Origin of the sequence: Thauera sp. 63 (genome assembly GCF_000310165.2) — a bacterium.
Lineage (GTDB): Bacteria > Pseudomonadota > Gammaproteobacteria > Burkholderiales > Rhodocyclaceae > Thauera > Thauera humireducens.
In genome coordinates this window covers 1-18,047 of sequence record NZ_AMXC01000019.1, presented here as the reverse complement: position 1 = coordinate 18,047, position 18,047 = coordinate 1, and the positions used below count along the sequence as shown (strand labels likewise).

General features: G+C 68.1%; 19 protein-coding genes. 8 read left to right on the top strand and 11 right to left on the bottom strand.

Annotated elements, in window-relative coordinates; all coding sequences use genetic code 11:
* Position 1 precedes the first annotated feature (1 nt).
* Entirely contained in the window at positions 2-457 is a 456-nt protein-coding gene (locus tag C664_RS14435) for a thioredoxin fold domain-containing protein (RefSeq protein WP_156480694.1), read from the bottom strand.
* Between the two features lie 94 nt (positions 458-551).
* Between C664_RS14435 and hemC the strand changes: the two genes are divergently transcribed.
* From hemC to C664_RS14415, 4 genes are read left to right on the top strand one after another with little or no spacing between them, the layout of a single operon-like run.
* Positions 552-1,484: a hydroxymethylbilane synthase gene (hemC, locus tag C664_RS14430; RefSeq protein WP_038011964.1), complete on the top strand. Its 933-nt coding sequence runs from the start codon at positions 552-554 to the stop codon at positions 1,482-1,484.
* A gap of 20 nt (positions 1,485-1,504) precedes the next feature.
* Positions 1,505-2,308: a uroporphyrinogen-III synthase gene (locus tag C664_RS14425; RefSeq protein ID WP_004262728.1), complete on the top strand. Its 804-nt coding sequence runs from the start codon at positions 1,505-1,507 to the stop codon at positions 2,306-2,308.
* A gap of 9 nt (positions 2,309-2,317) precedes the next feature.
* Complete coding sequence (locus tag C664_RS14420) at positions 2,318-3,547, top strand: uroporphyrinogen-III C-methyltransferase (RefSeq protein WP_004262726.1); 1,230 nt, start codon at positions 2,318-2,320, stop codon at positions 3,545-3,547.
* A gap of 10 nt (positions 3,548-3,557) precedes the next feature.
* Positions 3,558-4,772: a heme biosynthesis HemY N-terminal domain-containing protein gene (locus C664_RS14415; protein WP_004262725.1), complete on the top strand. Its 1,215-nt coding sequence runs from the start codon at positions 3,558-3,560 to the stop codon at positions 4,770-4,772.
* An 82-nt stretch (positions 4,773-4,854) separates the two neighbouring features.
* Here C664_RS14415 and hemF read toward each other — a convergent pair whose 3' ends face one another.
* From hemF to dusB, 6 genes are all read right to left on the bottom strand, one after another.
* Positions 4,855-5,763, bottom strand: coding sequence for an oxygen-dependent coproporphyrinogen oxidase (gene hemF, locus C664_RS14410; protein WP_004262722.1), 909 nt, complete (start codon positions 5,761-5,763; stop codon positions 4,855-4,857).
* Between the two features lie 6 nt (positions 5,764-5,769).
* Positions 5,770-6,102 carry a YegP family protein gene (locus tag C664_RS14405; protein WP_038011962.1) on the bottom strand — a complete coding sequence of 111 codons (333 nt, stop codon included), beginning with the start codon at positions 6,100-6,102 and terminating at the stop codon, positions 5,770-5,772.
* 131 nt (positions 6,103-6,233) lie between these two features.
* Complete coding sequence (purD, locus tag C664_RS14400; RefSeq protein ID WP_004262718.1) at positions 6,234-7,511, bottom strand: phosphoribosylamine--glycine ligase; 1,278 nt, start codon at positions 7,509-7,511, stop codon at positions 6,234-6,236.
* Between the two features lie 31 nt (positions 7,512-7,542).
* Positions 7,543-9,132 (bottom strand): bifunctional phosphoribosylaminoimidazolecarboxamide formyltransferase/IMP cyclohydrolase, encoded by a 1,590-nt coding sequence (gene purH, locus C664_RS14395; RefSeq protein WP_004262715.1) that lies wholly within the window; start codon positions 9,130-9,132, stop codon positions 7,543-7,545.
* A gap of 112 nt (positions 9,133-9,244) precedes the next feature.
* Positions 9,245-9,484, bottom strand: coding sequence for a helix-turn-helix domain-containing protein (locus C664_RS14390; protein WP_004262710.1), 240 nt, complete (start codon positions 9,482-9,484; stop codon positions 9,245-9,247).
* Positions 9,481-10,515: a tRNA dihydrouridine synthase DusB gene (gene dusB / locus C664_RS14385; RefSeq protein ID WP_004262698.1), complete on the bottom strand. Its 1,035-nt coding sequence runs from the start codon at positions 10,513-10,515 to the stop codon at positions 9,481-9,483. The genes C664_RS14390 and dusB overlap by 4 nt, the downstream gene beginning before the upstream one ends.
* Positions 10,516-10,734: 219 nt before the next feature.
* Here dusB and C664_RS14380 point away from each other — a divergent pair, with 219 nt between their 5' ends.
* Genes C664_RS14380 through C664_RS14370 form a run of 3 tightly spaced genes read left to right on the top strand, consistent with a single transcriptional unit; the run spans position 10,735 to position 13,246 of the window.
* Positions 10,735-11,763: a methionine ABC transporter ATP-binding protein gene (locus C664_RS14380; protein WP_004262694.1), complete on the top strand. Its 1,029-nt coding sequence runs from the start codon at positions 10,735-10,737 to the stop codon at positions 11,761-11,763.
* Entirely contained in the window at positions 11,763-12,422 is a 660-nt protein-coding gene (locus C664_RS14375; RefSeq protein WP_004262690.1) for a methionine ABC transporter permease, read from the top strand. The genes C664_RS14380 and C664_RS14375 overlap by 1 nt, the downstream gene beginning before the upstream one ends.
* 23 nt (positions 12,423-12,445) lie before the next feature.
* Positions 12,446-13,246 carry a MetQ/NlpA family ABC transporter substrate-binding protein gene (locus tag C664_RS14370; protein ID WP_004262687.1) on the top strand — a complete coding sequence of 267 codons (801 nt, stop codon included), beginning with the start codon at positions 12,446-12,448 and terminating at the stop codon, positions 13,244-13,246.
* A 104-nt stretch (positions 13,247-13,350) separates the two neighbouring features.
* On the opposite strand, the gene C664_RS14365 is transcribed toward C664_RS14370, so the two are convergent.
* The 4 genes from C664_RS14365 to C664_RS14350 form a co-directional block, all read right to left on the bottom strand.
* Positions 13,351-14,562, bottom strand: a complete 1,212-nt coding sequence (locus tag C664_RS14365) for an FAD-dependent monooxygenase (protein ID WP_004262683.1) — start codon at positions 14,560-14,562, stop codon at positions 13,351-13,353.
* On the bottom strand, positions 14,555-15,910 hold the full coding sequence (locus tag C664_RS14360; protein WP_004262679.1) for an aminopeptidase P N-terminal domain-containing protein: 1,356 nt from the start codon (positions 15,908-15,910) through the stop codon (positions 14,555-14,557). The genes C664_RS14365 and C664_RS14360 overlap by 8 nt, the downstream gene beginning before the upstream one ends.
* Before the next feature lie 92 nt (positions 15,911-16,002).
* Positions 16,003-16,683: an N-acetylmuramate alpha-1-phosphate uridylyltransferase MurU gene (murU, locus tag C664_RS14355; protein ID WP_038011978.1), complete on the bottom strand. Its 681-nt coding sequence runs from the start codon at positions 16,681-16,683 to the stop codon at positions 16,003-16,005.
* A gap of 17 nt (positions 16,684-16,700) precedes the next feature.
* Positions 16,701-17,729, bottom strand: coding sequence for an aminoglycoside phosphotransferase family protein (locus C664_RS14350; protein ID WP_004262671.1), 1,029 nt, complete (start codon positions 17,727-17,729; stop codon positions 16,701-16,703).
* Positions 17,730-17,846: 117 nt separating this feature from the next.
* Between C664_RS14350 and C664_RS21020 the strand changes: the two genes are divergently transcribed.
* On the top strand, positions 17,847-18,047 hold a 201-nt coding region (locus tag C664_RS21020), incomplete at its 3' end, for a hypothetical protein (RefSeq protein ID WP_232435110.1).

The window sequence follows — 18,047 nt, the reverse complement described above, 5'->3', positions numbered from 1 at the left end:
TTCAGTCGGTGGCGCCCATGCGGCTGCGCGCCTCGTCGATCGCGTTCTCGACATACTGGCCGTAGAAATCCTCGAGCCGCATGCCGACGATATCGTCACCCACGGCGCGGCCGTCGGCGTCGAACACGCGGACGGTCGGCGTGAAGCGTGCCTTCTGCGTCCTTGCCACGGCCCGGTGCGTTGACCGGGTGCCCGTGAAATCCACCAGCGCGGCATCCGAGTCGATGTCGATCTGACGGAACAGGGCACGTCGGCCCTGGGCCTCGGGGGCCGACATCGGCACCAGGTAACTGCGCGCGGTTTCGCAATAACTGCAGCCGGCCTGACTGTACAGCACCACCATCGGCATGCGCTCGCTGCGCATGGTTGCCGCATCGCGTGCGAGGTCGCTTGCCTTGGGCAGGGCCGGCGGTGCCGCCGAAAGTGCGATCGGCACGCATGCTAGAATCGCGGCCATCCTGCGCACCATTGGTGCGAACCCTGATGCTGCGGTGCGGCGAAAGTCGAGCCTCCCCGGCATGGTCGAATCCTGTACTTGAGTGATCCCAATCGTGAGCCAAGCGAACCCCGAGCGCATCGTCATCGCCACCCGTGAAAGCCGCCTCGCCCTCTGGCAGGCCGAGCACATCAAGGCTCGCCTCGAGGGATTGTATCCCGGCTGCCGCGTCGAGCTGCTCGGCATGACCACCCGTGGCGACCAGATCCTCGACCGGCCGCTGGCAAAGGTGGGTGGCAAGGGGCTGTTCGTCAAGGAGCTCGAGACCGCACTGCTCGACGGCCGTGCCGACATCGCCGTGCATTCGATGAAGGACGTGCCGATGGTGATGGGCGAGGATTTCGTGCTGCCCTGCATCACCGAGCGCGAGGTACCGCTCGACGCCTTCGTCTCCAGCCGTTACGAGAGCCTCGCCGACATGCCGCCGGGAGCGGTGGTGGGCACCTCCTCGCTGCGCCGCGAATCCCAGATCCATGCCCAGTATCCCTTCCTCGGCGTGACCAGCTTGCGCGGCAACCTCGATACCCGCCTGCGCAAGCTCGACGAAGGCCAGTACGACGCCATCATCCTCGCCGCTGCGGGTTTGACCCGTCTGGGCCTGGGCGAACGCATTCGCTCGGTGATGCCGGCCGAAGTGTCGCTGCCGGCAGCCGGGCAGGGCGCGCTCGGCATCGAATGCCTGGCCGCGCGCAAGGACGTGATCGGCTGGCTCCAGCCCTTGGTCCACGCCGACACCACCGCCTGCGTGCTGGCCGAACGCGCCGTGGCGCGCGCGCTCGCCGGCAGCTGCGAGGTGCCGCTCGGTGCCTATGCGCTGATCCGCGAAGGCAGGGTCTGGTTGCGCGGCTTCGTGGCCAGACCGGATGGCAGCGAGATCGTGCGCGCTGAACGCGAGGGCTCGCCGGCCGAGGCCGAGGCCCTGGGCCGAGCGCTGGCTGAAGACCTGCGGGCGCAGGGGGCAGAGGCGATCCTCGCCGACCTCGGCTGAGCGGCGCACCCGCATCCGGCATGCACATCGATAACCTGGCGGCCGCCCACGGCGAGTCCCGCCCCCTCGCAGGGCGCACGCTGGCCGTGACACGGCCGCTGGAGCAGGCCGGCAGCCTGTGCCGCCGCATCGAGGCGGCGGGCGGAACGGCGATCCGCTTTCCGGTGCTGGCCATTGCACCGGCTCCCGATCCCGCGCAGCTGGAGGCGATCGTGCCGCGCCTGGACGAGTTCGACCTGGCCTTCTTCGTCAGCCCCAATGCGATACACCATGCGCTAGAGTTCGTCCTTGCACGTCGGGCCTGGCCTGCCGGCTTGCGCGTGGCGACGGTGGGCAAGGGGAGCGAGCGGGTGCTGCTGGAACGCGGCTTTCGCGACCCGGTGGTGCCGCAGGACGGTTTCGACAGCGAATCGGTGCTGGCCTTGCCCGAGTTTTCCGCCGGGGCGATCCGTGGCCGCAAGGTGCTGATCTTCCGTGGCGATGGTGGACGCGACCTGATTCGCGACACCTTGCGCGAACGCGGCGCGCACGTGGAATATGTCACCTGTTACCGGCGCTACTGCCCGAAGCTCGACCCCGCGATCCTGCTGCAGCCTGCCGCACACGGCAAACTCGACGGCTTGTTGCTCACCAGCAGCGAGGGCGTACGTAATCTGTGCAGCATGTTCGGTGCCGAGGACTTGCGTGTGCTGCAGGCGGTGCCGGTGTTTGCGTCCCATGCGCGCATCGCCGCGGAAGCGCGTGAGGCAGGCTTCGCCGTGGTCATCGAGACGCCGGCCGGTGACGAAGGACTGCTGCAGGCATTGACGAGGCACTTTGGTTAAACTCTGGCCATGAACGACGAAACCCCCGCACTGACTCAGCCGCCGGGCGCGGCCCAAGCTTCCCGCAAGGACGATGACATGCCCGAACGATCGACCGGGAACGCCGCGCCTTCCGCGCCGACACGCCAGACCGTGGCCTGGTGGGCTTTGCTTGTTGCGCTGCTAGCCTGTTGCGCCGCGGCATGGGCTGCCTGGCAGGCACGCGATACCCATGAACAGGCGGTGCAGTTGCGCGAGACGCTTGCCAGCCGGCTTGCCGAAGGCGAGAGCGTTGCCACCGAGGCGCGGGGCATCGTGCGCCAGCAGCAGGAGACCATCGCCTCGATGCAGGGCAAGCTCGGCGCGCTCGAGGCAAAGGTGGAGGCGACCGAAGGTCAGGCTTCGGCGCTGGAAGCGATGTATCAGGAGTTCTCGCGTTCGCGCGAGGACAGCGTGGTGGCGGAAGTCGAGCAGGCGGTTGCGCTCGCCGCCCAGCAGCTGCAGCTGGCGGGCAACCTCGAGGCCGCCCTGATTGCCCTGCAGCAGGCGGATGCACGTCTTGCGGCGCATGACCGCGGACAGTACGCGAGCTTGCGGCGGGCGCTTGCGCGCGACATCGAGACGCTGAAGCTGCAGCCGGTCATCGATGTGCCCGGGCTTGGCCTGCGGCTCGAGCGGCTGCTGGAACGCGCAGACGCCATGCCGCTCGCATTCGAAGGCCAGCTCTCGGCGACGGTGGTCGAGACGCCGGCAGCGAAGGCTCAGACTGACGCGACGACCGATGCGTGGACGACGAAGGCGCTCGGCTATGCGCGCGAGCTGATTGGCGACGTGTGGCACGAGGTTCGCGGGCTGGTGCGCATGGAGCGGCTGGATCAGGACGATCCGGTGCTGCTGGCGCCGGCGCAGAACACTTTCCTGCGCGAGAACCTGAAGATCCGCCTGCTCACGGCCCGCCTTGCATTGCTTGCGCGGGATGGGCGCACCTATTCCGCCGACCTGGCTCAGGCCAGGGTGTGGATCGAGCGCTTCTTCGACCGTCGTGACGAGCGCGTGCAGATGGCGCTGCAGGAATTGCGGGAGCTTGAGTCGGTTTCGATTCGCACCGAGCTGCCGACGCTGACCGAGAGTTTTGCTGCGCTGCGGACCATGCAGGTGCGTCCGGAGCGCCCGCTTCAGCCGGCGATTCCGCGTGCCGAGCCGAGCGTGCCCACGACGGAACAAATCCCCGCCGGCGCAAATCGCGCGCCAGCGCGTTGAGGGGGTCACGATGCGTACCCTGATCTGGCTGATCGGCATTTTCGCCCTGGCCGTCGGCGTGGCCATGGTAGCCGGGCTCAACGATGGCTACGTGCTGCTGGTGGCGCCGCCATGGCGCGTGCAGTTGTCGCTCAACCTGCTCGTCGTCATTGTCGTCGTGGGGTTTGCGCTCGCATATGCGCTGATCCGCATCATCAGCCGCACCCTGCAGCTGCCCGGTCGGGTGGCGCAATGGCGGGAACGCCGCCGTCGCGCACGGGCTGGTCGTGCGTTGAACGATTCGATCAATGCGCTGTTCGAAGGGCGCTTCTCGCAGTCGCTGAAATCGGCTTCGCGCGCTTACGAGACGGGCGAGGGCTCGTCGATGGCCGCACTGATCGCGGCCCGTGCGGCACATGCGTTGCAGGACGAACCGCGGTACCGGGAATGGCTTGGACATGCGGCCGAGCACGGTGCGCAGGGTGAGGTGGCGCGGCTGATGACCGAGGCCGAACTCGCCATCGAGGCCCGCCAGTTTGACGAGGCCGCGGCCAAGCTGGCCACGCTGCGCGCGGGCGGAAATCGTCACATCGCCATGCTGCGTCTGGAGGCGCAGGTGGCCTCGGCCCTGGGTCGATGGGAAGAGCTGGTGCAGACGGTGCGCCAGCTGCGCAAGCACAAGGCATTGACCGACGAGCAGGCCGCGCCCATGTTGCGCCGCGGTCATGTCGAACGCATGCGCGAGCTGGCGGGCGACGGTGATGCGCTGGCCGCGTACTGGAAAGACATCCCTTCCGTTGAGCTGCAGGACCGGGGGCTGATCGAGCGCGTGTTGCCGCTGCTTGCCGCGGTCGGGCGGGGTGAGCTTGCCCGCAAACAGGTCGAGCGCCTGCTCGACGAGCGCTGGGACTCGGGGCTGGCGCGCCAGTACGCGTACTGTGCGGCGACCGAAGGCGATGTGCGCGCCTGTCTGCAGAAGGCCGAGAGTTGGCTGCCGCAGCAGCCGCGCGATGCCGGCCTGCTGTACGCGCTGGGGCAGCTCTGCCTGAACGCGCAACTCTGGGGCAAGGCGCAGAGCTACCTGGAGGCCTCGGTCCAGCATGGGGCGACGGTCGACGCCCACCTTGCGCTTGCCCATCTGCTGGAGAAGCTGGAGCGCACCGACGCAGCCCAGGGGCAGTATCGTGCGGCGGCCGAAATGGTGGCCGGCAAGCAGAAGACCGCGGTGGCATTGTTGCCGGCGTAAAACAGCCGAGTTTTGCTCGGGCGGGCGCGCCTGTCGCGGCGCGCGCGTTCGAGGCGACAGCGCCCGGGTTCGAGTCGAGGCCTCAGGTCCAGTCGCGTGGCTTCAGGTATTCGTCGTAGAGCCGGGCTTCGGGCGAACCGGGCTCGGGGTGCCAGTCGTAGCGCCACTTCACGATCGGCGGCATCGACATCAGGATCGACTCGGTGCGCCCGCCCGACTGCAGGCCGAACAGCGTGCCACGGTCGAACACGAGGTTGAACTCGACGTAGCGCCCGCGCCGGTAGGCCTGGAAGTCGCGTTCGCGTTCGCCGTAGGGGGTGTCCCGGCGGCGTTCGATGATCGGCAGATAGGCGTCGAGAAAGGCGTTACCCACCGACTGCGTCAGGCCGAAGGCAGTGCTGTAGTCCGTCTTGCCGTCGGCACCGAGATCGTCGAAGAACAGCCCGCCGACGCCGCGCGGCTCGTTGCGGTGCTTGAGGAAGAAGTAGCGGTCGCACCAGTCCTTCAGGCGCGCATATTCCGCTTCGCCGCCGAACGGCACTACGGCGGCCTTGCAGGTGGCGTGGAAGTGGCGCACATCCTCTTCGAACGGGTAGTAGGGCGTCAGGTCCATGCCGCCGCCGAACCACCATACGGGCGGCTTGCCTTCGGCAATCGCGACGAAGCAGCGCACGTTCATGTGCACCGTCGGGCAATAGGGGTTGCGCGGGTGCAGTACCAGGGACACGCCCATGGCCTCGAACCGCCGGCCGGCGAGTTCCGGGCGGTGCGCGGTGGCGGACGCCGGCATGCCGTCGCCCATTACGTGCGAGAAATTGACGCCGCCGCGTTCGAAGAAGTTGCCGTCCTCGATGACGCGGGTGAGCCCGCCACCGCCTCCTGGTCGCTCCCAGCCGTCCGCCTTGAAGGCCACGCCATCGAAGGCCTCGAGACGGCTGACGATGCGTTGTTGCAAATCGGTGAACCAGGGTTTGACGGTGGCAGGATTCATCGTGGATCAGCTCTTGTCATCGACCGGTGCGTCGGCGGCGCCGGCCTTGGTCGCGGCGACCGCCGCTTCGCAGGCAGCAGCATCGGCGAACATCGGGCTGGTGCCGATGACCTGGCCGTTGCTCGCCTTGAGGTTGAAGTAGGGGCGACCGTCCGAGGCCGTCTTCAGGTCATAGCGTTTGTCGTCGGCCGCGTTCTTGCGTACCGACTCGACACCGTTCGTGCAACTCGTCTTGGCGTTGTAACCCTCGCTACGCAGCAGCGTCTTGGCGTCGCCGTTGAGCAGCTTGAAGTGGAACTCGCCCTTTTCGTTCTTCGTAATCTCGAATCTGACGGACATCGGTGTCTCCATGACTGATCACTCGGGATGCGCGCGCCCTATGCGTGCGCAGCGATAGGATAGTCGTGAAGGTGGCGGATGTCAGCGCATGCGGACATCCGCGGTCGACCGCCGTCTGCGGTGCGGAGGGGTCAGCTCTTGCGCGAGAGCGCGCGATGACCGATGTCGCGGCGATACTGGCGACCGTCGAAGCTGATGCCGTCAGCCACCTCGTAGGCGCGCTTCTGTGCGGTGCGCACGTTGTCGCCGAGGGCGGTGACGCACAGCACGCGGCCCCCTGCGGTAAGGATCTGACCGTCCTGTTCGGCGGTGCCGGCATGGAAGACGTGTGCATCCTCCAGCTCGCCGCCGGGCAGGCCGGTGATGACGTCACCCTTGCGCGGGCTGTCGGGGTAGCCCGCGGCGGCGAGCACCACGCCGAGGGCGAAACGGCGATCCCATTCGGCTTCGGTCTGGTCCAGCTTGCCCGCGATCGCTGCCTCGACGAGGTCGGCGAGGTCGGTCTTGAGCCGCATCATGATCGGCTGCGTTTCCGGATCGCCCATGCGGCAGTTGAATTCGACCACGCGCGGCTTGCCTTCGCCGTCGATCATCAGGCCTGCATACAGGAAGCCGGTGTAGGGCAGGCCGTCGGCGGCCATGCCGGCCAGCGTGGGGTTGATGATCTCGCGCATCACGCGCGCATGCACGTCGGGCGTCACCACCGGGGCGGGCGAGTAAGCACCCATGCCGCCGGTGTTGGGGCCTTCGTCGCCGTCCTTCAGGCGCTTGTGGTCCTGGCTCGTCGCCAGGGCCATCGCATGGCGGCCGTCGGCCATGACGATGAAGCTGGCTTCCTCGCCTTCCATGAACTCCTCGACGACGACGCGCGCGCCTGCATCGCCCATCCTGTTGTCGAGCAGCATCATGTCGATCGCGGCGTGCGCCTCGTCGGCGCTCATGGCCACGACCACGCCCTTGCCGGCGGCGAGGCCATCGGCCTTGATGACGATCGGCGCGCCTTCGGCGTCGATGTAGGCGTGCGCGGCCGCTGCGTCGGAGAAGGTGCGGTACTTGGCGGTCGGGATGTTGTGGCGGACCAGGAACTGCTTGGCGAAGTCCTTCGAGCTTTCGAGCTGGGCGGCGGCCTTGGTCGGGCCGAAGATCGGCAGGCCGGCGGCGCGGAAGGCATCGACCACGCCGGCCGCGAGCGGCGCCTCGGGGCCGACCACGGTGAACCCGACCTGCTCGTGGCGGGCGAGTTCGACCAGGTCGGACACCGCGGTGACGGCGACGTTGTGCAGCTTGGGCTCGCGCGCGGTGCCGGGGTTGCCCGGTGCGACCAGCACGCGGGTGACCTTGGGCGACTGGGCGAGCTTCCAGGCCAGCGCGTGTTCGCGGCCGCCGGAACCGATGACGAGGACTTTCATGAGGCGCTCCGTGTTTCTGCGGGGACGATGCTTAGTGGCGGAAATGGCGGAAGCCGGTGAACACCATGGCGATGTTCTGTTCGTCGGCGGCGGCGATCACCTCGGCGTCGCGCATCGAGCCGCCGGGCTGGATCACCGCGGTGGCGCCCGCCTGGGCGAGCACGTCGAGGCCGTCGCGGAACGGGAAGAAGGCATCCGAGGCGACCACGCAGCCGGCGATCTGCAGGCCGGCGTTCTCGGCCTTGATCTTGGCGATGCGGGCCGAGTCGACACGGCTCATCTGACCGGCGCCGACGCCGATGGTCATGCCGTCCTTGCAATACACGATGGCGTTCGACTTGACGTACTTCGCCACGCGCCAGGCGAACAGCATGTCACGCAGCTCGGCTTCCGTCGGCGCACGCTTGGTGACGACCTTGAGGTCGGCGATCTGGATGCGGGCCTCGTCGGCGCTCTGCACCAGCAGGCCGCCGCCCACGCGCTTGTAGTCGAAGGCACCGGCGGGCTGGCCGAGCGCACAGGTGAGCACGCGCACGTTCTGCTTGGCGCGCAGCAGCTCGAGTGCTTCGGCGGTGTAGGCGGGCGCGATCAGCACTTCGAGGAACTGGGCGGAGACGGCCTCGGCCGCGGCGCGGTCGACTTCGCCGTTGAAGGCGATGATGCCGCCGAAGGCCGAGGTCGGGTCGGTGGAGAAGGCCTTCTTGTAGGCTTCCAGCGGGGTGGCGCCGAGGGCCACGCCACAGGGGTTGGCGTGCTTGACGATGACGCAGGCCGCGGCCGGGCCGTCGAAGGCCTTGACGCATTCCCATGCCGCATCGGCGTCGGCGATGTTGTTGTACGACAGCTCCTTGCCCTGCCGCTGGGTGTAGCCGGCGACGCCGCCCTCGGCTGCGCCGGGCTGGCGGTAGAAGGCGGCGGTCTGGTGCGGGTTCTCGCCGTAGCGCAGATCCTGAACCTTGTCGAAGGCGAGCTGAAGGCGCTCGGGGTAGGTCTGCAGCGACACGTCGCCGGCCTCGTTGGTGACCAGCGCGGTGAGGTAGTTGGAGATTGCCGAGTCGTAGCGCGCGGTGTGGGTGAAGGCCTTCACTGCCAGCGCGAAGCGGGTCCTGTGGCTGAGCTTGCCGGCGTTGGACTTGAGCTCGGCGACGATGCCGTTGTAGTCGTCGGGGTCGGTGACGATGCCGACGCCGCCGTCCTCGTTGCCGTGGTTCTTGGCCGCGGCGCGCACCATGGTCGGGCCGCCGATGTCGATGTTCTCGATCGCGTCTTCCAGCGTGCAGTCGGGCTTGGCTACGGTCTGCTGGAAGGGGTAGAGGTTCACCACCACCAGGTCGATGCGGCCGATGTCGTGTGCGGCGATCGTGTCCATGTGCTCGGCGAGGTCACGACGAGCGAGGATGCCGCCATGCACCTTCGGATGCAGGGTCTTGACGCGGCCGTCGAGCATCTCGGGGAAGCCCGTGTGCTCGGAGACGTCCGTCACCGGCAGGCCGGCTTCGCGCAGCAGGCTGGCAGTGCCGCCGGTCGACAGCAGCTTGATGCCAAGGCTGGCGAGTTCGCGCGCGAAATCGAGCACGCCGCGTTTGTCGGAAACACTGATCAGGGCTTGGGTGACGTTCATCGTGGGACCGGAAGCAAGTTTGAAGGGGGAGCGGAAAAGTCTTGGACTGCGAGGTGCATGAAGTGCAGGAATTGCACGCGCGCGGCACGAGACGGCCGCAACGCCGGTTTTCTTACAGCAGTTCGTAGTCGGTCAGTTTGCGACGCAGCGTGTTGCGGTTGATGCCCAGCATTTCGGCTGCGACGGTCTGGTTGCCCTTGGCCTGCTCGAGGACGAACTGCAGCATCGGGCGCTCGACGTTGCGGATCACCATGTCGTGGATGGCGGCGGGCTTCTCGCCGTCGAGGTCGCGGAAGTACTGGTCCAGCGTGCGGACGACGGCGTCCGCGATCTCGTTGCTGCGGCTGGTCATGCTGCGAGTTCCTGCGGGCATTCGGCTTGCGGGTCCGTCTCGTAGCTCAGGCGGGCGTCGGCCTCTGCGAGCAGGCCGAAGAATTCGTCCACCGCGGCGAGCTGGGAGGGAATGTCGGGAATCTGGTTCATCGCGCGGCGGAAGGCCGCCGAGCCCACCAGACCCTTGGTGTACCAGGAGATGTGCTTGCGCGCGATCTTCACGCCGCGCTCGTCGCCATAGAAGCCGTAAAGGTCGGCGAGGTGCTCGCGGCAGACCTGATGGATCTCGCTGACCAGCGGCGGCGGCATCAGCTCGCCGGTGGCGAGGTAGTGCTCGATCTCGCGGAAGATCCACGGCCGGCCCTGCGCGGCGCGGCCGATCATGACGCCGTCGGCGCCGGTGTAGTCGAGCACGTGCTTGGCTTTCTGCGGGCTGGTGATGTCGCCGTTGGCGATCACCGGGATCTTCACCTGCGTCTTGACGTGGGCGATGGTGTCGTACTCCGCTTCGCCCATGTACTGGTCGGCGCGGGTGCGGCCATGGATGGCGATGGCGCGGATGCCGGATTCCTCGGCGATGCGGGCGATCGTCGGTGCGTTCTTGTTGGCGCGGTTCCAGCCGGTGCGGAACTTGAGCGTGACCGGGGTATCCGGCACGGCCTTGACCACCGCCTCGAGGATGCGCGCGACCAGCGGCTCGTCCTGCATCAGCGCCGAGCCGGCCATCACGTTGCACACCTTCTTGGCCGGGCAGCCCATGTTGATGTCGATGATCTGTGCGCCGTTGTCGGCGTTGTACCGGGCGGCCTCGGCCATCATCGCCGGGTCCGCGCCGGCGATCTGCACCGAGATCGGATCGACCTCGCCGGTGTGGTCGGCGCGGCGGCGGGTCTTCTCGCTGCCGTAGAGCAGCGAGTTGGAGGTGACCATCTCGGACACGGCCACGCCGGCGCCCAGTTTCTTGCACAACTGGCGGAAAGGACGATCCGTCACGCCCGCCATGGGAGCGACGAAAAGGTTATTGCGCAAGGCGAAGCCGGCGAACTGCATGGGCGGGTCAGGCGAGGGAAAAGGCGGCATTTTACCTCATCGCTCAAGTGCTTGGGCGCGCTTGCCGTTGCGTCGGTGCAACCCCGCTGCTGCGGGCGGGCGTCTGCCGGCGCAGTCGGACATGGAGGAAGCTGCCGTGCGCCTTGTGCGCACGCATGGTGCCGAATCCTGTGCACAGGTAAAATCCCGACCCTTTTTCCCGTTCGGGACCTGGTCGCCGTGATCCGCATCGAAAACCTGCGCAAGACGTATCGTGCCGCCGACGGCCGCGAGGTCGAGGCGCTCGCCGACATCAACCTCGAGATCGGTGCCGGCGAGGTGTTCGGCATCATCGGTCGATCCGGCGCCGGCAAGAGCACGCTGATCCGTACCCTGAATCTGCTCGAGCGCCCCTCGGCGGGGCGCGTGCTGGTCGAGGGCGAGGACATCACCACGCTCGACAGCGAAGGCCTCTACGCACTGCGCCGCCGCGTCGGCATGATCTTCCAGCACTTCAACCTGCTCAATGCCAAGACGGTCGCCGACAACATCGACTGGCCGCTGAAGGCGACCGGGCATACCAACGCCGCCGAACGCGCCGCGCGGGTGCAGGAGTTGCTGGCGCTGGTCGGCCTGTCCGAGCATGGGCACAAGTATCCGTCGCAACTCTCGGGCGGGCAGAAGCAGCGCGTCGGCATCGCGCGCGCGCTGGCCAACCGCCCCCAGCTGCTGCTGTGCGACGAGGCGACCTCGGCGCTCGATCCCGAGACCACGCAGTCCATCCTCAAGCTGCTGCTCGACATCAACCGCCAGTTGGGGCTGACCATCGTGCTGATCACCCATGAGATGCAGGTGATCCGCACGATCTGCGACCGCGTCGCGGTGATCGACGGCGGGCGCATCGTCGAGTCGGGCAGGGTGGCCGACGTCTTCCTGCATCCACAGCATCCGGTCACGCGCAGCATGGTGGCGCAGAGCGACGCGCTCGCGGCGGCGAGCCTCGACCCCGCGCACGCCTACATGAGCGACAAGCTGCGTGGCACGCTGGTGCGCCTGACCTACATCGGCGATGTGACCTACCAGCCGATCCTGAGCCGCATCATGGCCGGGGCGAAGGTGCAGATCACGATCCTGCAGGGCGAGGTGTCGAGCATCAAGGATGTGCCCTTCGGCCAGCTGCTGCTCGAGCTCGAGGGGAGCGAGGACGACATCCGGGGCGTGTTCGCCGAGCTCGACCGCCACCAGATCCACCATGAGGTGCTGCAGTAATGGACCTGTCCGTCATCGACTGGAGCGACATCTGGCTGGCGACCTGGGAAACCCTGGTCATGACCGGGGTGTCGCTGTTCTTCACCATCCTGCTCGGGCTGCCGCTGGGCATCCTGTTGTTCGTCACCGCCAAGCGCCAGCTGCTGGAGCAGGGTTTTGTCTATACGGTGCTGTCGTTCGTGGTCAACGTGCTGCGCTCGGTGCCCTTCCTGATCCTGCTGATCGTGATGATCCCGGTCACGGTGATCCTGATCGGCACCTCGCTCGGCGTGGAAGGCGCCATCCCGCCGCTGGTGGTAGGCACTGCGCCTTTCTTCGCGCGCCTGGTCGAGAACGTGCTGCGCGAGGTCGATCGCGGCGTCATCGAAGCCTGTCAGGCGATGGGCATCCGCACCCACCGCATCATCTTCGGCGCGCTGCTGCCGGAGGCGCTGCCCGGGCTGATCGCGGCGATCACCGTGACGGCGATCACCTTGATGTCCTATGCTGCGATGTCCGGCGTGATCGGCGGCGGTGGCCTCGGCGACCTCGCGATCCGTTTCGGCTATCAGCGCTTCCAGACCGAGGTGATGGTGATCACCGTCGCCCTGCTGGTCGTGCTCGTCCAGATCATCCAGTACTCGGGCGACCGCCTGGTGCTGTATTTCACCCGCAAGTGATCCCCACGAAGGAGACTTCAACGATGTCGTTTACCCTGCGCAAACTCTTCGCTGCCGCCCTCGGCACCCTGGCCCTGACCGCCGGCACCGCCGCGGTCGCCGCCGACCGCCTGGTCATCGCCGCCACACCGGTGCCGCATGCCGAGATCCTCGAGTTCGTCAAGCCGATGCTGGCCAAGGAAGGCGTGGAACTGGAGGTGAAGGTGTTCACCGACTACGTCCAGCCCTCGATGCAGACCAACGAGAAGCGCGTGGATGGCAACTTCTTCCTGCATCAGCCCTATCTCGACGAGTTCAAGAAGAAGCAGAAGAACGACATCCAGACAGTGGTCGCCAAGGTCCATGTCGAGCCGCTCGGCGCCTACTCGGGCAAGCACAAGACGGTGGCCGACATCCCCGAGGGCGCGACCGTGGCGATCCCGAACGACCCGTCCAACTCCGGCCGCGCGCTGCTGCTGATGGCCAAGAACGGGCTGATCACGCTGAAGGACCTGAACAACATCTCGGCCACCCAGAAGGACATCGCCGGCAACCCGAAGAAGCTCAAGATCCGCGAACTCGAGGCCGCCACCTTGCCGCGCATCCTCAACCAGGTCGACCTGGCGGTGATCAACACCAACTACGCGATCGAGGCCAAGCTGAACCCGCTGACGGATTCGCTCTTCATCGAGGATGCCAGCTCGCCCTACGCCAACCTGCTGGTGGCGCGCGAGGACAATGCCAATAGCCCGGCGATGAAGAAACTGGTCGCTGCGCTGAACTCGCCGGAGGTGAAGCAGTTCATCGCCGACAAGTACAAGGGTGCGGTGGTGCCGGCGTTCTGATCGCACTCAGGCGCGCGTCGCGCAATCGCGGCGCCCCTGAAGCGAAAGGCCTGCTCCCGGTCACGGGTCGCAGGCCTTTTTGCATTGGCGAACGTCGGGTGGGCTCAGGGCCAGGCGCGTGCGCCGAACATCATCCGCCGCGCGATGAAGCCGCGCAGTGGCGGCAGCAGGTCGAGCGCGAGCAGCGCGGCGCCGCGGGCGTGACGCAGCGGGGCGAAGTCGGTGCTGAAGACCCGCACCAGCGTGTCGGTGAAGCGGATCGTGCCGAGGCGGTCGAGCCCGCGGGCGTCGGCATAGGCGGCGAGGATGCGCGCCGCACCGGCATCGAAGGCCGCGCTGGTCGCGCCGGATGGCGCGCGCGCGCTGTCGTCACGGGCGCGCAACAGCGTCTCGGCGAGTGCCCAGACATCGCGCAGCGCGAGGTTGAAGCCCTGGCCGGCGACCGGGTGCAGGGTCTGGGCGGCGTTGCCCAGCCAGACCGTGCGTGGGGCAATGGTCGAGCGCCGGTAGCGCAGCACCAGCGGATAGCGCAGGCGCGGGCCGACGCCGGTGAGCCGCGCGCGGCCACCGATGTGCGCCTGCAGGCGGGCGAGGTAGGCGGTGTCGTCGAGGGCGAGTAACTCGTCCGCCGTCTCCGGCCGGGCGACATGCACCAGGGCGTAACCCTGTCCCTTGGGCAGCAGGGCGACCGGGCCTTGCGGCGTGAAGCGCTCGAATGCCGTATGGCGGTGGCCACCGGCAACCTGCACGTCGGCGATCAGCGCATGTTGGCCGTAGTCATGCTCGACGACGTTGGCGTCACCGGCGTGCAGTCCGCCCTCAGCGCAGGCGGCGAGGCGGGCGCGCAAGGTGCCTGCCGGCCTGCCCGGGCCGGCGAGGCTGGCGATTACGTCGTCGTCGCCCGCGGCCAGATTGGTGACCTCGGTTTCGTCCAGGACCGGGATGCCGGCGGCGTCGACCGCTTCGCGCAGGGCGGCGGCGAGCGCGCCGACGGAGGCGACGTAGCCGAGCGCCGGCAGCTCGTGTTCGGCAGCGTCGATCAGCGTGCGGCCGAGCCCGCCCTGATGCGAGATGTGGATGTGCCGGATCGCCGTCGTCGGCAGGGTGTCGCGCACGCCGAGGCGCTGCAGCGTCAGCCGGGTGCCGTGCGCGAGCGCGAGGTCGCGCGGGTCCTTCGTCACCGCCTCGCGCGGGCGGGTGTCGGCGAGCACGATGTCGAGTCCCGCGTCCTTGAGTGCCAGCGCCAGCGCCAGACCGACCGGGCCGGCGCCGACGATCAGCAGATCATGCACGCGCTCCGGCGCCGTCTCAGCCATGGCGCACCTCGCGCATCAGCGCCTCGATGTCGTCGATCGCCTTGGGGACGCCTTCGGTGATCAGCTCGCAGCCGTCGGCGGTGACGACCGCGTCGTCCTCGATGCGGATGCCGATGTTCCAGAAGGCCTCGGGGATGTCGTCGGCGGGGCGGATGTAGCAACCCGGCTCGATGGTCAGCACCATCCCTTCGACGAGCGGCCGCCAGTCGCCGCCGAGCTTGTACTCGCCGGCGTCATGCACGTCCATGCCCAGCCAGTGCCCGGTGCGATGCATGTAGAAGCGGCGGTAGTCGCCGTTCTCCAGCACGGCGTCGAGGCTGCCCTTGAGCAGGCCGAGGTCGAGCATGCCCTGGGCGAGCACCTTGACGGCGGCCTCGTGCGGCTGGTTCCAGTGTGCACCGGGGCGGGTCGCGTCGCGTGCGGCAGCCTGTGCGGCGAGCACGATCGCGTAGACCTCGCGCTGCGCGGCAGAGAAGCGGCCACTGACCGGGAAGGTCCGGGTGATGTCCGAGGCGTAGCCGTCGAGCTCGCAGCCGGCGTCGATCAGCAGCAGGTCGCCGTCCTGGAGGCGCTGGTCGTTCTCGACGTAGTGCAGCACGCAGGCGTTGGCGCCGCCGGCGACGATCGAGGTGTAGGCCGGCGCCTGGCTGCCCGCGGCGCGGAAGGCATGCAGCAGTTCGGCCTCGATCTCGTACTCGAAGCGGCCTGGCCGGGTGGCGCGCATCGCGCGGCAGTGGGCGTCGGCCGAGATCTGCGCGGCGCGGCGCATGGTGGCGAGCTCGGAGGCGTCCTTGACGAGGCGCATCTCGTCGAGTTCGGCGCGCAGGTCGCGCACCGAGTGCGGTGGGGTGAGGCCGGTGCGCGCCTTGTCGCGCACGGCGTTCAGCGCGCCCAGCACCTTGGCGTCCCAGTCGTTGTCGTAGCCCAGGCCCGACCACAGCAGGGGCTGATCGGCCAGATAGTCCGGCAGGCGCCGGTCGAGGTCGCCGATGGTCCAGGCCTCGTCGAAGCCGAAGACCTCGCGCGCGGCCTCGGGGCCGTAGCGGTAGCCGTCCCAGATCTCGCGCTCCTCGTTCTTCTCGCGACAGAAGAGGATCTGCCTCGCTTCCTTGCCGGCGACGAGCACGACGACCGCCTCGGGTTCGCGGAAGCCGCTGAGGTAGTAGAAATAGCTGTCGTGGCGGTACGGGTAGTGAGCGTCGCGGTTGCGGATGCGCTCGGGCGCGGTCGGCAGGATCGCGACGCCGCCGCCGGCGGCCTGCATGCGGGCGAGCAGGCGGTCGCGGCGGGCGCGGAAGGGGGCGACATCCACGGCGGTCTTCAGATTCGGAATCGTGGGAGTGTTCATGGGCGGCATTATGGCACTGGCAGTGGGACGGACGTGCGCAGGGGTTCCGGCGCGGTGTCCTCTGCGCTTCGATGGGCTATCCGGTGCGAGGTTCAGCGTGCGCGGGCGAGTTGGCAATCGATTTCCGCCAGGCGCTCGGGGGTGCCGACGTCGATCCACCGACCCGTGTGGTGCTGGCCGGTCACCTTGCCGGCATTCATGGCTTCGCGCAGGAGGGGGGCGAGCCTGGCCGGCGTGTCGTCGGCCAGGCCGGCGAACAGAGCCGGGTGGTAGGCGCCGAGGCCCGTGAAGGTGAGGCGCGGATTACCGTCGGCGTGGATGTGACCGTCAGCGGCGAGGCGGAAGTCGCCCTCGGTGTGGTGCGCAGGGTTGTCGACCAGCAGCAGGTGGGCGAGGGGGCCTTCGGCGCTCAGGCTTTCGGCTGCGGTGCGCAGAGCGGCGAAATCGGCATCGCAGAAGACGTCGCCATTGATGACGACGAAGGGCTCCTCGCCCAGCAGCGGCAGCGCATGCCGGATGCCCCCGGCTGTCTCGAGCGCGGTGGCTTCGGGGGACCAGGCGATGCGGACGCCGAACGCCGAGCCATCGCCCAGCGCATCTTCGAGACGGTGGCCGAGGTGAGCGTGGTTGATGACGAGCTCGGTGAAGCCGGCGGCGCGCAGGCGCTCGATGTGCCACACGATCAGCGGCTTGCCGCCCACGGGTAGCAGCGGCTTGGGCGTGTGGTCGGTGAGCGGACGCATGCGCTCGCCGCGACCGGCGGCGAGGATCATTGCGCGGGTGCAGGTCATCAGAAGGTGTATCCGACCTGTACGTCTTCGGGCTCGAGGCGGTCGAGCAGCTTCAGCAGCGGGCCGAGGTCGCGGTAGCGCTTGCAGGCGCGACGCAGGTAATCCATCACCAGCGGCATGTCGGCGAGGTAGCCGTCCTTGCCGTCGCGGTGGTAGAGGCGGGCGAAGATGCCGAGCACCTTGATGTGACGCTGCACGCCCATCCACTCGAAGTCGCGGTGGAAGTCGGCGAACTCCTCGCGTACCGGCAGGCCGAGCTTCTTCGCGGTTTCCCAGTAGCGGATCAGCAGGTCGAGGATGAAGGCCTCGTCCCAGCGGATGTAGGCGTCCTTGAATAGCGACACCAGGTCGTAGGTGATCGGGCCGTAGACCGCGTCCTGGAAGTCGATGATGCCGGGGTTGGTGCCGAGGCCGGCGGCGGGCTCGAGCAGCATCAGGTTGCGCGAATGATAGTCGCGGTGCACGAAGACCTGCGGTTCGGCGAGGTTGGTCGCGAGGATCTTGTCGAACGTCGCGTTCAGCGTCGCGGTCTCGGCCGCGGTCAGCGTGACACCCTTGTGGCGGGCGACGTACCACTCCGGGAAGAGCTGGAGTTCGCGCAGCAGCACCGCACGATCGTATTCCGGCAGCACCCCCGGACGGCTGGCGCACTGGATTGCGGCCAATGAGCCGAGGGCGTCGGCGTAGAGGTGGGCGGCGCGGTGTTCGTCGGGCTGCACCTTCAGCGCCTGCAGGTAGGTCGTCGAGCCGAGGTCGGAGAGCAGCAGGAAACCCTGCCCGAGATCCTGGGCGAGCACCTCGGGCACATGGGCGCCGGCGACGCGGAAGAGCTCGGCCACGTGCAGCCAGGGGCGCAGGTCCTCCTTCTCGGGCGGGGCGTCCATGACGATGCGAGAGGGGCTGCCGTCGGCAAAGGTGGCGCGGAAGTAGCGGCGGAAACTGGCGTCGGCCGAGGCCGGCGCGAGATCGAAGGCCTGGCCGGGCAGGGTGGAAGCGAGCCAGGCGCGCAGTTGTTCGAGGCGTTGCAAACGGGTTCTCCACGGGGTTCGTGTACAATCCGCGAGTTTATCAACACGGTCGTGCGCCAGGGGACGAGCCTGCGTGCGACGCGAGCCGCGAAGCCTGTCATGCCCCTGAATACGCGCATGCGTCTGATCCCCCTGTTGCTGTGCTTGATGTCCGGCCCGGTCCTTGCCGCCGGACTGCCGCCGCTGCTGGTTTCGCCCGACCTGGTCCGCGATGGCCGTGCGGCCGCGACGCCCCGGCCGGCCGCGGCTGCGCAGCCCGCGCCTGCGACGCGATCCGCGCCGGCCCCCCGTGCTGCGCCGGCCTCCGCAGCCACGGAC